The 15999-nt window shown below is 70.8% G+C and carries 11 protein-coding genes; all 11 read left to right on the top strand.

The window, feature by feature from the left end:
* Positions 1-3: 3 nt before the first annotated feature.
* The 11 genes from ACFO0C_RS17445 to ACFO0C_RS17395 all read left to right on the top strand — a co-directional run bounded on the left by ACFO0C_RS17445 (position 4) and on the right by ACFO0C_RS17395 (position 15626).
* Positions 4-765: a hypothetical protein gene (locus ACFO0C_RS17445; protein ID WP_378067700.1), complete on the top strand. Its 762-nt coding sequence runs from the start codon at positions 4-6 to the stop codon at positions 763-765.
* Complete coding sequence (locus ACFO0C_RS17440; protein ID WP_378067699.1) at positions 765-2117, top strand: hypothetical protein; 1353 nt, start codon at positions 765-767, stop codon at positions 2115-2117. The genes ACFO0C_RS17445 and ACFO0C_RS17440 overlap by 1 nt, the downstream gene beginning before the upstream one ends.
* Complete coding sequence (locus ACFO0C_RS17435; protein ID WP_378067698.1) at positions 2114-3565, top strand: SCO6880 family protein; 1452 nt, start codon at positions 2114-2116, stop codon at positions 3563-3565. The genes ACFO0C_RS17440 and ACFO0C_RS17435 overlap by 4 nt, the downstream gene beginning before the upstream one ends.
* Positions 3566-3587: 22 nt before the next feature.
* The gene (locus ACFO0C_RS17430) at positions 3588-5057 is read left to right on the top strand and encodes an ATP/GTP-binding protein (RefSeq protein WP_378067697.1); all 1470 of its coding nucleotides are present in this window, start codon (positions 3588-3590) and stop codon (positions 5055-5057) included.
* The gene (locus tag ACFO0C_RS17425) at positions 5054-6844 is read left to right on the top strand and encodes a type IV secretory system conjugative DNA transfer family protein (RefSeq protein ID WP_378067696.1); all 1791 of its coding nucleotides are present in this window, start codon (positions 5054-5056) and stop codon (positions 6842-6844) included. Before ACFO0C_RS17430 ends, ACFO0C_RS17425 begins: the two co-directional genes overlap by 4 nt.
* Positions 6841-7362 (top strand): DUF4913 domain-containing protein, encoded by a 522-nt coding sequence (locus tag ACFO0C_RS17420; protein ID WP_378067695.1) that lies wholly within the window; start codon positions 6841-6843, stop codon positions 7360-7362. Before ACFO0C_RS17425 ends, ACFO0C_RS17420 begins: the two co-directional genes overlap by 4 nt.
* A gap of 245 nt (positions 7363-7607) precedes the next feature.
* Positions 7608-11099, top strand: coding sequence for a hypothetical protein (locus tag ACFO0C_RS17415; protein ID WP_378067694.1), 3492 nt, complete (start codon positions 7608-7610; stop codon positions 11097-11099).
* A gap of 226 nt (positions 11100-11325) precedes the next feature.
* Positions 11326-12552: a hypothetical protein gene (locus ACFO0C_RS17410; protein WP_378067693.1), complete on the top strand. Its 1227-nt coding sequence runs from the start codon at positions 11326-11328 to the stop codon at positions 12550-12552.
* 322 nt (positions 12553-12874) lie between these two features.
* On the top strand, positions 12875-13678 hold the full coding sequence (locus ACFO0C_RS17405; RefSeq protein ID WP_378067692.1) for a hypothetical protein: 804 nt from the start codon (positions 12875-12877) through the stop codon (positions 13676-13678).
* A complete protein-coding gene (locus tag ACFO0C_RS17400; RefSeq protein ID WP_378067691.1) occupies positions 13675-13980 on the top strand; it encodes a hypothetical protein in 306 nt (101 codons plus the stop codon). The genes ACFO0C_RS17405 and ACFO0C_RS17400 overlap by 4 nt, the downstream gene beginning before the upstream one ends.
* Before the next feature lie 542 nt (positions 13981-14522).
* A complete protein-coding gene (locus tag ACFO0C_RS17395) occupies positions 14523-15626 on the top strand; it encodes a Crp/Fnr family transcriptional regulator (protein WP_378067690.1) in 1104 nt (367 codons plus the stop codon).
* The last annotated feature ends 373 nt before the right edge of the window (positions 15627-15999 follow it).

Below are 15999 nucleotides of genomic sequence, written 5' to 3'. Positions count from 1 at the left end.
TCGATGCAGGACGAGCCCGACTTCGCCGACCCGTCGCCGTGGACCCGCCCGTGGTTCATCGCCGCCGCGGGTTTCCTGGGCCTGGTGGTGGCGCTGGGCGTGACGATCGCGGTGTGGCCGCACGAACAGGATCCGTCGGTCCTGCCGGCGCCCGCCCCGGCCGTGGTTTCCGGCAGCACCAGCACCCCTAGCCCGGGCGCGGCCGCGTCCGGTGCTGTCGCGGCGCCGTTGCCCACCGCGCTGCCCACGAGCCCGCCGCGCGACGTGACATGGCAGCTGGCCGGGCAGAACGCGGTCCCGGTGAGCGCGACGGCCGGTCCGCGGTCGGTCGCCGCCGGTGTGGCGTCCGGGTACGCCCGCACCCCCGAGGGCGCCCTGGTCGCGGCGGCCCAGCTCGCCGCCCGCTCGGCGTTCAGCGCGGGCCGCACGTCGTGGGAGCCGACCGTGCAGACCCAGTTCGTGCCGGGCGACGACCGGGACCGGCTGCTGGCCGCGCTGCGGTCGGCACCGGAGCAGACCGCCGACCCGGGCGAGCTCAGCCCGCTCGCCGGTTACCTCTATCAGGCCTACACCCCCGACATCGCGGTGATCGGGCTGGTCTACCGGTCGCCCGCCGCCGGCGCCGCGCGCTATCACGTGGTCACGACCACGATGCAGTGGCGCGACGGCGACTGGCAGATGGTGCCGCCGCCGGGCGGCACCTGGCTGTCGGTGAGCCGGCAGGCCGGCAACCTCAGCGGGGTCGTCGAGTGGGGTAACCGCTGATGCCGTGCCTGCCGGTGGTGGATCCCACCTGCAACCCGATCGAGGACGTGATCGTCGGCGGCGTCGAGTCGATCTTCAACGAGATCGCGGAGATCTCGGTCGTCACCGCCGGCTGGGCGGTCAAGACGTTGGTGACCGGCTGGATCATGACCCCGTCGCCGATCATGGACAACCAGGACATCGTCAACAACCTGCGCGACTACACCTACTGGTACGTGACGGCCGTGGCCGTGGCGGCGCTGCTGTTCGCCGCGTCGAAGATGGTGCTGGGCAACGGCAGGGCCGGCATCGACGCCGCCGCCGGGCTGGGCAAGCTGGTGCTGGTCACCAGCCTGGTCGTGCCAATCACCATCGCCCTGACCGAGGCCGGCGACGCCTACTCCAAGTGGATCATCACCGAGTCCGTCGGTGCCGGCCTCGATCAGCGGGTGGCGTTGTTCGCGCCCCAGGCCGGGATGCTCGGCATCACCCAGTTCGCCGCGATCGGCATCGCCGGGTTCCTGGTACTGGTGTCGCTAGTGCAGATGCTGGTCAGCATCGCCGTCGGCGGTCTGAAGATCCTGCTGTGCGGGCTGGCGCCGCTGCCCGCGGCGGCCAGCATGACCGGCGGCGGCAAGGCGACCCTGAGCCGTTACCTGGCCTGGCTGGGCGGGGCGCTGCTCTACAAGCCGGTCGCCGCGACGCTCTACGCCGGCGCGTTCTGGATGGTGGGCACCGGTGAGTCGTTCGAGACGGTGATGACCGGCATCGTGGTCATCACCGGCGCGATCTTCGTCATGCCCGCGCTGCTGCGCCTGCTGGCTCCGGTGGCCGCCCAGGTCGCCGGCCCCAGCAGTGCCGCCATCGGCGGCACGGTGGCCGAGGGCGCCGGGAAGGTCGCCAGCGGCGCGGTCCGGCTGCACACCGCCGGCGGCGGAGCCCGCCCGGCCCCGCCCGCGGCCAACGGCGGCTCCGGCAGCGGCGCGCCACCGCCCACCCGGGCACCCGCCGCCATCGGCCCGGGCCCGGCGGCGGCCGGTGACTCCGGCCCCGGACCCCGGACCGGCCCGTCCGGGCCGAACGGCGACACCGGCGGCCGGGGACCGGCCGGCACTCCCCCACCTGCCGGAACCGGCGCCGGTGCTCGTGGCGGCGCCGGTGCCACCGCGGGAACCGTTGGTACGGCGGCCGGCGGGGGTGCCGCGGCAGCCGGTGGTGGTGCGGCGGGGGCTGCCGGTGGGGCTGCGGCTGCGGCCGGGCCGGCCGGTGCCGCGGTCGTCGCCGGCGTAACGGCCGCCAAGGCCGGGGCCAGCGTGGTGCGCAAGGTCGGCGGGATCGCCGGCGGAGCAGCAGAGACGGGTGACCAACAGTGACGACGACCAAACAGCGCACCTACGGCAACTGGCGCCGCGGTGACGGGGCGGGCCTGTTCGGGCTCGGCCCGGTAGGCACGCTGTGTATGTTCGGCATCGGCCTGCTGGCGGTGTTCATGCTGTCCGTGTCGCTGCTGTACGCGCTGGTCACCGTGCTGATCGGCGCCCTGTTCCTGGTGCCGCTGGCAGTCCGCATCAAGGGCCGGACCGGGCTGCAGGTGCTCGCCGCCCGGATCGCCTGGTGGCGCGGGCACTCGCGGCGTCAGCACCTCTACCGCTCCGGGGTCGCCTCCCGGGTCGCCGCCCACCACCAGCTGCCCGGCATACTGGCCCGCTCCGAGGTCTACGCGGTGGAGACCGGCCGGGCCGGGCACCTCGGGGTGGTCGTGATCCCGCAGTCCCGGCACTACACCGTCACCCTGCGCTGCTCGCCCGAAGGCCGCGACCTGGTCGACCAGTCGGTGCTCGACACCCGGGTGGCGCACCTGGCCGCCTGGCTCGACACCCTGGCCCGCGAACCCGGCCTGGTACAGGCCGCCGTCACGGTCGAGACGACCCCGGACCCGGGCACCCAGCTCGCCGCCGAGGTCGCCGCCACCACCAGCCCACACGCCCCGGACCTGGCCCGGGCCGTACTCGACGAGGTGGTGCGCACCTACCCGGCCGGCGCCGCGGTGGTCGAGACCCGGGTCAGCCTCACCTACACCGTGCCGCCCGGTCGGCGCGCGATGAGCCACCAGGACGTGTGCCGCGAGGTCGCCTCCCGGCTGCCTGGGCTGCACACCGGCCTGTCGGCCGCCGGCGCCGGCGGGGTCCAGCCGATGAGCCCGCAGAGCCTGGCCGCGGTCGTGCGCGCCGCCTACGACCCGGCCGTCGCCCTCGACCTCGCCCGCGACCCGGGCGCCGCCCCGCCGTGGGACGCCGCCGGACCCGTCGCGGCCAAGGAGTCCTGGGACTCCTACCGGCACGACTCCGGCGTCAGCCGCACCTGGGGCATGGCCGAAGCACCCCGCGGCGTCACCTTCTCCAACACCTTCTCCCGGCTGACCGACCCGGATCCGCAGCTCAAACGCAAACGGGTCACCCTGTTCTACCGCCCCTACGCCCCGGCCGAGGCGGTCCGGCTGGTGGAGAACGACAAACGCGACGCCCGGTTCAACGTCGGTAAGAAGCCACGCCCGTCCGCCCGCGACCTGGCCGACCTGGAGGCCGCCGAGCAGGCCGCGCAGGAGGAAGCCGCCGGCGCCGGGATGGTCCGCTTCACCCTGCTGGTCACCGCGACCGTCGACACCGTCGCCGAACTCGAGCAGGCCGACCGGCTGATCGCCTCCCGCGCCTCCGAGGCCCGCATGGTGCTGCGCCCGATGTACGGCGCCCAGGCCGCCTCCTTCGCCGCCGGGCTACCCGCCGGGGTGGTGCTGCCCACCCACGCCACCATCCCGTTCTGACCACACACATGGAGACCCGCTGATGGGCAAGACCACCGGCGGTCGGCCACCGCGCCGGCCGACCCGCTACGGCTTCGCCGGCCCGGGCGGCGGCAAGGTGTCCTGGGTGGAAGCCCCGACCGAGTACCGCGGCACCTCCGTGCAGGTGTGCGGGCTGTGGCCGTACGGCACCGGCGCGGCGACCCCGACGATCGGCGCGCCGCTGGGCCGGCACCGCTACACCAACGCCACCGTCTGCTTCGACCCGATCAGCTGGTACGAACGCGCCCGGCTGATCAACAACCCGAGCGTGTGGATCCAGTCCGAACCGGCGATGGGCAAGTCCACCGCGGTGCGCCGGATGCTGCTGTCGCTGGTCGCCCAGGGCGTCACACCCTTGATCTTGGGCGACCTGAAACCCGACTACGCCGAACTGGTCGCCGCCCTCGGCGGCCGGGTCGTACGGGTCGGGCCCGGCCTGCACCGGCTCAACCCCCTCGACGTCGGCCCGTGGCGGCAGGTCCTGGCCCGGGTCACCGACACCCAGGAAGCCGAACGACTGCGCGCCGAGGTCGTCGACCGGCGCCTGAACGCCGCGGCGGTGCTGCTCACCCTGATGCGCGGCGGCCCCCTCGAATCGGGGGAGCTGACCGTGGTGTCCGCGGCGCTGCGCTACCTCGCCGACCGCGAGACCGACACCCAGCCGCTGCTGTCCGACGTGCTGGCCGTCATCGAGGACGCGCCGGCCGAGGTCCGCTGGGTGACGCTCTGGTACGCCGACGCCGACCTACCCCGCTACCGCGAAGAGACCGAGAACCTGCGCCGGGCGTTGCGAGCTTTGATCCACGGCCCGCTCGGCACCATGGTCGAAGGACAGACGACCGCCCCGATCGACCTGGACACCACCGCCCTGTGCGTGGACATCTCCAACATCAGCGAGACCAACCACCAGCTCACCGCCGCCGCGCTGGTCACCACCTGGGCCGCCGGGTTCGGGCAGGTCGAGGCCGCGCACCGGCTCTCCGACCTCGGTCTCGCGTCGCCGCGCACGTTCTTCCTGGTCCTCGACGAGATGTGGCGGGCGCTGCGGGTCGGGCACGGCATGGTCGACCGCATCGACGCCCTCACCCGCCTCAACCGGTCCAAGGGCACCGGCACCGCGTTCATCACCCACTCGCTGGCCGACCTGGAGGCACTGCCCGATCCGGAGGACCGGGCCAAGGCCCGCGGCTTCGCCGACCGGTGCGCGGTGATGATGATCGGCGCCTGCTCGGATCAGGAACTCGACGCCGTGTCCCGGGTGCGGCAGCTGTCGCAGGCCGAACGCCGTGAGGTGCTGTCCTGGGCGGCGCCGCCGTCCTGGTCGGCCGGCGCCGACGGCGAGGAGGTCCTGATCGGCCGCGGCAACTTCCTGATCAAGGTCGGTAACCGGCCCGGCATCCCGCTGCACCTGGAACCCACCGAGATCGAGAAACAGCTGGGCAACACCGATGCCCGGTGGCAGCGCACGTGAGCGGCGAACGCGGCCCGGGCGGCAACGGCCAGGGCGTGCTCGTCGGCGCGATCGCGGTGGCGGTCCTGGTCGTCGCTGCCGCGGTGTGGGCGCCGGTGGCGGTGACCGGGCCGCCCGGCTACACCGGCCAGGGTCTGTTTGACACCGCCTTCGCCGTCGCCGCCGGCGAGATCTCCTGGACGCTCGCCTGCACGATCGCCGCGGTGATCGAAGCGGTCGTGCTGGCCGTTCTCGCGATCGGTCTGCGCTGGGCGTGGACCCACCGCAAGCACCGCGGCAGCCGCGTCGACGCCAAGGCCCGGCACATGGCCGGCCGCAGCGAACTCGACCACCTCAGCCCCCAGGGCGTACAGGCCTCGGCCCGCCGGCTGCGGCCCAGCCTCGCCGAGGTCAAGGTCGTCGAACCGGACGAGGCCGGGGTACTGATCGCCCACCAGCTACGCACGGGGATGCCGCTGCGCCAGTCATGGGAGGACATGGCCGTCGACATCTGGGGCCCCCGGACCGGTAAGACCACCGCCCGGGCGATCCCGGCGATCGTGGCCAGTCCGGGCCCGGTGCTGGTCACCAGCGTCAAGGGCGACATCGTCGACGCCACCCGCGGCCCACGCGAAACCCGCGGGACGATCGCGGTGTTCGACCCGCAGCAGATCTGGGGCAGCCAACCGCAACGGCTCTGGTGGAACCCCCTCGCCGCCATCACCACCATCACCGAGGCCCGCCGCCTGGCCGAACACTTCGCCGCCGCCGAACGCGAACCCGGCGTCAGCCGCGACGCGTTCTTCGACCCCAAGAGCGAGGACCTCACCGCGAACCTCCTGCTGGCCGCCGCCGTCGGGCACCGCTCGATCCTGGACGTCTACAAATGGGCGACCAACCCGCGCGACGACACCGCGGTGCGGCTGCTCCGCGACAACGGCCACGAGCTGCCCGCCTACGCCGTCGAAGGCGTCATCAACCTGCCCGACAAGACCCGCGGCGGCATCTACGGCGGCGCCGAACGCTCCCTGTCCTGCCTCACCGAACCCGCCGTGTCCGCCTGGGTCACCGCCCCGACCGACCCCGGCGTCGACGAGTTCTCCCCCGCCGACTTCGTCGCCGGCACCGGCACCCTCTACCTGCTGTCCCAAGGCGGCCCCGGCTCCCCCGCCCCACTGATCGCCGCACTCACCGACGCCGTACTACGCGCCGGCGAAGCCCAGGCCCGGGCCTCACGCGGCCGCCGCCTCGACCCACCGCTGCTGTCGGTCCTCGACGAGGCGGCCAACATCTGCCGGATGCGGCAACTGCCCGCCCTGTACTCGTTCTACGGCTCGATGGGCCTGCCGATCATCACGATCCTGCAGTCCTACGCCCAGGGCGTCGACGTGTGGGGCCGCGAAGGAATGCGCAAACTCTGGTCCGCCGCCAACGTGCGCACCTACGGCGGCGGCGTCGCCGACCCGGACTTCCTGGAGGAACTGAGCAAGCTGATCGGCGAGCACGACGTCACGGTCCGCTCCACCAGCCACCGCGCCGGCGGCTGGACCGCCGACAGCGTCTCGCGCTCCACCCGCCGCGAACGCATCCTCGACATCGCCGCCCTGCACGCCCTGCCCCGCGGCCGGATGGTCGTCTACAGCTCCGGCGCCCGGCCCGTCCTGGCCCGCACCGCACCCTGGCAGACCGGCCCGTACGCCGACCAGATCCGCACCTCGATCGCCCGCTTCGACCCCGATCAGCAGACCGACTGGAACCTGGCCACCGACCCGGGCGCCGACGCCGACCCCACCGGGACGCCCCCATGACCACCCCCGACCCGGCCGAACGGGCCGGATCCGCAGCGATCCCCGACCTTGCCACCCTGCTCGACCAGATGACCGGCCGGGCCCCCGAGCCGCCACCGACGCCGGCCGTCGACAAGCCGCCCGACGATGGCGCCCCGACGGCACCGATGTTCAGCGACGTGGACTCCTTCATGCGCCACTACCTCGCCCCGGTCGTCGAACGCCGCGTCACCCAGGGAGCGGCGAACGGCGTCAACTGGTGCCCCTGGTGGTGGAAACACCCGGAGGCGATCAGCCGCCTCTACGCCCTCTGGCGCGCCTGGGAAACGCTGCGGGTCGCCGACCCGGACACTGGCATGAGCATCTGGTGGCGCGACCACTTCGACAACCACTTCGCCGTCCTGACCGGCGAATACGGCCCGTTCAGCAAGTGCGCGCCCGACCGCGGTCACGTCGACACCACGCCACTGCCGGTCGAACCCGCCCCGGCCGAGGTCCTGGCCCAGCTCCCCGACTTCGAGGTACGAGGCAGGGGCTGAGGAAGATCCGAACAGCGGTTAGCAATTCAAACGATCTTGACCGTCGGTCAAGGTGTCGACCGGGTTCGCCCGGCCTGCCACCGGTGATGTACCGGATAACCTGCCGGTGTCGTGTTGTGACTGGTCAAGGCCGCGTGCGGTGGCCGGCCGCGGGATGTACCGGATAACCGTCCATTACCCGATGGATCCCGCCGTCGCGAGGGCCTCGCTGTGTGCGCGGGCGTGTGGTGTCCATCATGTAGGGCGTGAATCGACGGTGGCGCGAGGGGTTACGGCGGACAGGGTGGGTCCTGGTCGGCGTTGGTGTGCTCGGGCTCGGCTGCTGGGTGGTTTGGAAGGCGTTCGGTGCACCTGATGCTGACGGGTTCGAGCGGTGGGTGGGCTGGGCGAACGTCTTCGCGTTGCCGGTGGGTGGGCTGGGGATCGCTCTGGTAGCCCTCGACAAGGCGATCCGGACGTCAAACGAAAACAAGGAGGTAGCCGCTGACCAGCTGGCCGAGCAGGCGATGGCGGACCTTGGGAGCGAGGTGGATCGGATCTGGACGCGGGAGGCGACGCTGCGGCGGGTGGACAACCGGCCGGCACCAGTGACGGTGCGCTGGTCGTCGACCGCGCGTCCCGCGGCGGCTCGAGGCGTGGTCCTCGGCGAGGATCCTCTTCGTGGTGACTGGCGGCAGCTGCCACTGTCGGGTGATCTCACCGAGATCGTGGACGCCTTCCGGCAGCTGCCGCACCGGCAGCTGCTGGTCCTGGGTGATCCCGGTGCGGGTAAGAGTGTCCTGGCGATCCGGTTGACCCTTGGGCTGCTCCACCGGCCGGAACCGGGGCAGCCGGTGCCGCTGCTGCTGCCGATCAACGACTGGGATCCGGCCCGGCCGGTGGAAGACTTCGTGGCCGCGCGGCTGGCCGCCGATTACGGCGAGGTCTTGGCCCGCCACGGCGACCCCCAGCTGATAGCCCGCCAGCTCGCGGGTCGTCGGGGCGGGGTGCTGCCGATCCTCGACGGGCTCGACGAGCTCCCCGCCGGCAGGCATTCGCAGGCGTTGGACGCCATCGACGTCTATGCCGGGCAGGACCGGCCGGTGGTGGTCACCTGCCGGGGACGGGAGTACGAGCAGGCAGTCACCCGCGGCCAGACACTGCTGTCACGGGCCGCGGTGATCGAGATCGAACCGGTCGGTGCCGAGGCCGCGATCGCGTTTCTGTCATACCCCGAACCGGCCCGCAAGCGTTGGCAGCCGGTCTTCGACCACCTGCGTGAGCATCCCGGCGGGCCGCTGGCCGCAGCGTTGTCGACACCGTTGATGGTGAGCCTGGCCCGTACCGCCTACCAGGACCCGGACACCGACCCCGCAGACCTTCGCACCATGACCGCCCGCCCGGCCATCACCGCCCAGCTGATGGACGGCTTCGTCGCCAGCGTCTACACCGACACCGGCGTCCGCGACGACCGGGGCCGGCGGGTCCGGTCGTATTCCCCGCAGCGGGCCGGCCGGTGGATCGGGTGTCTGGCCTACCACCTGTATCTGGCCGGCACCCGCGACCTGCACTGGTGGCAGATCCCCTCCGAGCTGCTGGCCACACGTCCCGGCTGGGCGCGCCGCACTGGCCCGGCCGCCTTCACCGCCGCCGCCGCGGTGATCGCCGGGCTTGGCGGACACGCCACCGGCGGGATACTGCCCGCGGCGATCGCCGCGGTGTGCGCGACAGGGCTGGTCGGCGGTAGCGCCGCAGGCTGGTTCCGTCGTCTCTGGCCGACCCGCTACCAGCCCTACCTACCCGCGGGCGCGGGCTACCGGACGCGGCGGGCACGGCAGCGCAGCGACAATGCTCTGCGCGCAGCCCAGGGACTGGGCTGCGGGCTACTGGCCAGCATGCTGATCGCCCCGGCGCTCACCCCCCTGGTCGGTGCCCTTGCCACAGCCGGGCTGATCTGCGGCCTGCTCACCGCCCGCACCCCGCCCAAGATGCTCTTCTACCTGGCAGGCCGTCCGGCCCCGACGGGAAGTCTGCGCGACAACTGCCGCAACGTCACCGCGGCCGCCCTGTACTCCGGGGGCATCGGCGGCGTTCTGGCCGCCGCTACCGTCTGGCCGGTCGCGGCCAGTACCAGCCAGATCGCTCTTGCTGCGGCCACCGCCGCCGGGGTGTTCGCGGCCGCCGCCGCGCTCGGCGCCGGCGGGTGGACCTGGATCCGGTTTAGGCTCACCCACACCCGGCTTGCCCTGCACGGATGGCTGCCCTGGCGGCTGGAAGCCTTCTACCACGACGCCCACCATCACCGTGGTGTGCTCCGCCAGGCTGGCACGATCTACCAGTTCCGCCACGTCTTACTCCAAGATCACCTCGCCACCACCGTCCACCCCCAACACCTACGGGCCCGCGTGGACGCCGGCGACGAGTCCGCCCGCGAGCGGTTGGCGCGGTTGCTGGCCGAGCAGGGCCACGTCGACGAGGCGATCGCCCTCTGGCGGGCCCGCGCGGACACCGGCGACCGGTCCGCCCGCGAGCGGTTGGCGCATTTGCTGGCCAGGCAGGGCCACGTCGACGAGCTGCGGGCCCGCGCGGACACCGGCGACGAGTCCGCCCGCGAGCGGTTGGCGCATTTGCTGGCCAGGCAGGGCCACGTCGACGAACTGCGGGCCCGCGCGGACACCGGCGACCGGTCCGCCCGCGAGCGGTTGGCGCATTTGCTGGCCAGGCAGGGCCACGTCGACGAACTGCGGGCCCGCGCGGACACCGGCGACCGGTCCGCCCGCGAGCGGTTGGCGCAGTTGCTGGCCAGGCAGGGCCACGTCGACGAGGCGATCGCCCTCTGGCGGGCCCGCGCGAACACCGGCGACGAGTCCGCCCGCTCTCAATTGGCGCAGTTGCTGGCCATGCAGGGCCACGTCGACGAACTGCGGGCCCGCGCGGACACCGGCGACTGGTCCGCCCGCTCTCAGTTGGCGCAGTTGCTGGCCAGGCAGGGCCACGTCGACGAGGCGATCGCCCTCTGGCGGGCCCGCGCGAACACCGGCGACTGGTACGCCCGCTCTCAATTGGCGCAGTTGCTGGCCAGGCAGGGCCACGTCGACGAACTGCGGGCCCGCGCGAACACCGGCGACCGGTACGCCCGCTCTCAATTGGCGCAGTTGCTGGCCGAGCAGGGCCATATCGACGAACTGCGGGCCCGCGCGAACACCGGCGACCGGTACGCCCGCTCTCAATTGGCGCAGTTGCTGGCCGAGCAGGGCCATATCGACGAGCTGCGGGCCCGCGCGGACACCGGCGACGAGTCCGCCCGCTCTCAGTTGGCGCAGTTGCTGGCCAGGCAGGGCCACGTCGACGAGGCGATCGCCCTCTGGCGGGCCCGCGCAGACACCGGCGACCGGTCCGCCCGCTCTCAATTGGCGCAGTTGCTGGCCGAGCAGGGCCACGTCGACGAACTGCGGGCCCGCGCGAACACCGGCGACGAGTCCGCCCGCTCTCAGTTGGCGCAGTTGCTGGCCAGGCAGGGCCACGTCGACGAGGCGATCGCCCTCTGGCGGGCCCGCGCAGACACCGGCGATCGGTACGCCCGCGAGCAGTTGACGCAGTTGCTGGCCGAGCAGGGCCATATCGACGAGCTGCGGGCCCGCGCGGACACCGGCGACTGGTACGCCCGCTCTCAGTTGGCGCATTTGCTGGCCGAGCAGGGCCATATCGACGAGCTGCCGGCCCGCGCGGACACCGGCGACGAGTCCGCCCGCGAGTAGTTGGCGGATTTACTCGGTCAGTCGAAACTGCCCCGATGAACGTGATAACGGCCTGTTATCCGGTACATCACCGGCAACCCAGGCCAGCAAGATCATTTGTACCGCTAACCACGGTTCTGTTCTTCCTCGGCCCCGGAGGTTCCTGACCGGACGGACACCGCACCCGATCGGCGTTGCTACGCTCCGCAACGCTTCATCGACCCAGACGACTACCAAGGGGGCGTACGTGCCGGATCGACGGCTGGCCGCTGGTGCACTGCTGACGGTGGCAGCTCTGGCCGCCTGCACCTCTGACCCGGCGTCGACACCGCTTACCCCGGCTTCGTCCGCGGCCGCGCCCCGGCAGGCCTTCGACCCGCCGGTGCGGTTCGCCGCGACGGGGCAGCCCCTGGGTGACGGCCGGTCCCAGGACGTGCTGCTCTACGACCAGACCGCATTCGTCGGTGGCGAGACCGGCGCCACCGTCACGAATCTGCTCACTGGCCGGGCGCCAGCCACGCTCTCTCCTACCAACCCGCCGGTGCAGCGCCCCGGCGGGCTCGGCAAGCCGGTCGGCCACACCCCGCATCTGGTGCAACGTGCCGGCAAACCCGCCGTGGTGATCCCGTACGCGGTGCAGATTCCGGCCTCCGGGACCACCACGGCGCAGCAGGCCGTGCAGCTGCTGGTCGCCGATGCGGGCACCGGCGAGCAGTTAGCCGTGCTGAGCGTGGCTGCTGTCCCCGCCGAAGGCGATGGCGATTTCACCGCGGTCGCCGGGGAGTACGTCACCGTCGTCGGCGCTCAAGGCAACACGCTCGTGCTGACCGTCGGCAAGCAGGTCACCGTCGGCGTCGACCTGACCACCGGCTCGGTGCTGTGGCGCAACACCGCCCTGCAGGCGGCCACCGTGCTCGACGACACCGTCGTCGGGCTCACCGCCCCCGACGCCGGCCTGGCGCAGAAGGTCATCGGCGTGGGCGTCGCCGACGGCGCCCCACGCTGGTCGACGGAGACCGTCCGCAATGCCGAACTGGCCCCGGCTGGCCCGGCGTACGCGGTCCTGCTCGCCGAGCAGGGCCGCGGCAAACGGCTCTACGCCCGGATCTCCGGCGACGGCACGCTCACCGACCGCGCCACCGGCGCCTACCCTTCGGGGCTGGCCTGCCGCTACGACCAGGCCGCGGTCACCGTCTGCACGATGGGCACCTCGCTGGTGTTCGCTCTCGACGCCACCAGCGGCGAACAGCTCTGGCAGCTCCCCGCCACCGGCCGAACCGCCCCGACCATCACCGCCGTCTGGCACGGCGCGGTCTACGGCGCCGCCAGCGACACGCCCATGGTGCTCGACGCGAAGACCGGTACCGACCGGGAGCCCTCCCCCGGCCTGGCGCCGGTCGCCGTCAGCGCCTATTCCGGAGTTTCCGGCGCTACAGGAGACACGTCGCTGAGCGCGTACCCCGCCACCGGCTAAGCCTTCCAGTTAGCACGCTGCTGGAGCAGTGTGTCGCGTTCATCAGGAGAGCGGGACCTTCTTCTTACTAACCCTTGTCATCAAAGTTGAAGCTGAACTCGTTACTACTGGCCACATCGAATTTCTGCTGGCCACACCAAATTCAACGTGGTGGACAACTTTCTAAAAGAAGTAGTTACAGCAGTTAATGTGACCTGAGTCACAGGGTGGGGGTTTTTGGAGACGCACTCGCATAGGCGAGGGCATGACCCGCTACAACACCGCTATGGAACCGAAGGGTAGGTCGGGGAGTCTTCGTGCTCCTGACCTCAACCCCTTCCACATGATCTCCGCCGCCGCTCACCTCGACGATCTCCTGGAGGCGATCGCCAAAGAGGTCGAACTCACCTCCACACCGCAGCGCCGGCTCGCCGAGCACCGGCTCGCCGAGCATCAGCTGATCGAGCAGGTGCGCTTCGAGATGAGCATCGACCGGCCGTGGGACGGCAAGGCCTACCGGCAGCTGTCCGACGACCTGTGGCTCTATGCCTGGCCTGTCGTCAAGGCGTTCCTGCGCACCCACCGGCTCCAGCAGGTACTCGACCGCTGCGCCCCCGGTCGGCGCGTTCCGATCCGGCCCGAGGACATGGTCGTTCTGACCAACTCCGAAGCGGCCCGCGACGAACTCGCCCTGGACATCATCGCCGCCGCCATCGAACACTTCCGCACCTACGCGATCGTCAGGCGCAAGTGGGTGGCGTCGACGATGGGCGTCTCCCTGCGCACCTACTTCATCAACGCCTGCGCGCTGCAATTCCCCCGGGCCTACGAGAAGTGGGCCAAGGAACGGGCCGGCGAACTGGACCGGCTCGCCGCACGCCATGACGTGGACTTTGAGCAGGTCGGTCATCAATTGGCCGGCAACATCGCCGCCGACGTCGCTCAGCGTGTCGATCTGGCCAGGATCATCGAGGCGGCCACCCCGACCACCAAACTCATCCTCGGCATGCTGGCCGAAGGCATGACCCAAGTTCAGATCGCCGCCGAACTGCGTGTCACGGTCAAAGCCGTCGAACGTCGTCTGGCGAACTTCCGCAAGCGGGTCCGGACCACCGGCTACGCCCCGAATGCGGCGGTGACGGCGTGAAAGAACTCGGCATCGGCAGCCTCGCCAGCTTGATCAGCGGAGTGATCGGCATGCCCTGGCAGGCAGTCCTGGCGTTCACCGTGTTCGCGATCGTTTGCGCCACCGTCGTGTCCCTGGCGAAGACGGTGATCCCTCAAGAGTCCGCCGACCGGGTTCTCTGGGCGGACAAAGTGCTCAAACACCGCGCACTACGCGCCAGTCGCCGGCCTTCGCTTCCGCCGAGCACCCCTCGTCCCCGCGCGGGCCAGGCGGAGGACCAAGTGGCCGACCGGCCGCCCTCAACCCCGGGAACAGCAGGGTGACCGGATTCGCGGACCGGACTCCACCTAAACGGCGCCGGTCCGCTGGAGCCGCCCTCTCCAAAGGGCCACCGCAGCTCGCCTCCTCATCGAACATGCCGTCCAGGACGGCCTGGATCTGGCTACGGAGTTGATTGCTCCGTAGCCAGATCCAGGCCGTCCTGGCGCCTTCGATCGGGAGCGCCGACGGGTCTGCGGGCACATCGGCAAGGTGGGTCGGGTCGTCGGCACGAGCGGCGGCCCCCGCGGTGTGCCGATGGATCGGCCGACCTACGGAACGGCCTCCCGCTGCAACGGGAGGCCTAGGTTCCGACGCTCATCCGGATCAAAGGCCGAGCTTCGGTGTTGCAAGGCTCCCCACTTTGGGACGGGGAGACCTGGTCAGCTTGTGGATTGTCTACGTCTGACACTACCGTGGATCTGACAATCGCACATCTAGCTGCTCGCATACTCGTGCGAGCTCCGCCACTCTTCGGACCATTTCAGTCACCCAACCGGTTTTACCAACCTTGTGTGTCCACTACAACACAGGATGTGAATGCGCGATGGCGGTGATTCGGACGAGGGAAGGGGCCCCGGAACGCCCCGAGGCCCTGCAGCGTCTGGCTGCCGCCCTGGGTGACCTGCACCGGATGCGTGGCCGGCCGAGCACACGCGCCTTAGCTAGCGACCATCACATCTCCCACGACACGGTGCACCGCGTTCTACGCTGCGAGAAGCGCCCCCAATGGCCGGCGCTTGAGACGGTCGTCCGCGCGCTCGCCGGAGAACTCGCCGAGTTCCGGACCCTGTGGGACGCCTGCGAAGGCACCACAGCGGCCGGGGATCGCCCATCGACCGGCAGACAGAGCCGCATTCCGGCACGGACCGCAGGTCCCGAACCGGTGCAAGGCGTTGAGGTCCGGTGGCCCGACCAGTGGGACGAATGGACGCGGTGGACCGATCGGAACCGGCGGCCGAGGATCGCCTCCACCAACTTGCTGGACACCCTGACCCCCACGGTGCGTGACGGGCTCTTGGCGCTCGGCGTGACTCGCAGATTGCCCGGGGGTCGGCGACTGCTGAGGCAAGGAGACTCGGACACCCATATCGAGATCGTGAGGGACGGCTGGGTGAAGGTGACAACCCTCACCGCGAACGGGCCCGAGGTTCTCACCGGTATCAAAGGCGTAGGCGCCCTGCTAGGGGCAGAGAGCGCGGTCACCGGGGAGCCACGTGCCTACAGCGTCACCGCCGGAGAAGATTCCATCGTCTCGACCGTGATCCGCCAGCCGCACCTTCTCGGATTCATGAAGGAATACTCCGAGGTGAGTGCTGCGATCATCAAACAGATAGGACGCGATCTTCGGGAGTCCAACCGGCGCCACGCCCAACAGTTGTCGCTTCCGGTGACGATCCGACTCGCGGCAGTGCTGAGCGACCTGGCTCATGATGCCGGAGCCTGGACGCCGCAGGGCGGCCTTCAGATCTCGGTCCCAGTAAGCCAAAGGGAGCTAGCCCAGCTCGTGGGGGCGTCCCCGGCCACGACCCAAAAAGCTCTGTGGTTCCTTCGGAGCGCCAACCTCGTGCAAACGGGCTACCGGCGGATCCTGGTGGCAGACCCCGAATCGCTCGACCGACTGGCGCACGGACCGGACTATGACGTTTAAAGCCGACGATTCTCCTGCCTTTTACGTTGTGCGAAGAAAAATAATCTTAGTGAAATATGCCCCTTTTATGCTCGCTCGAAGCGGGGTGACATGTCCTGTGCCCTTCACAAGGACAAGCGCATCGCGGATGATGTCTAGCAGCTGAATAGGTCAACTGACATCGCTCTGGTGGCTGCAACCTCCAGATGCTCGGGCCGACCTGATCAGCAGCTCATCCGGATCAACAGGACCGAGAGGACTCCCAGTGTCTACGCCTTCAGCGGCGTGCCGTCGAGCACGCCGCCTCCCGCCGTATCCCCCCGATTCGTGGGGCGTTGAGACGGCAACACGATGAGTAAGACCTGCTACATCGTCGTGTCCCTCATCATCGCGA

Origin of the sequence: Actinoplanes subglobosus (assembly GCF_042650585.1) — a bacterium.
Taxonomy (GTDB): domain Bacteria; phylum Actinomycetota; class Actinomycetes; order Mycobacteriales; family Micromonosporaceae; genus Actinoplanes; species Actinoplanes subglobosus.
The sequence above is the reverse complement of the archived record's forward strand: the minus strand, read 5'-3'. Positions and strand labels throughout refer to the sequence as shown.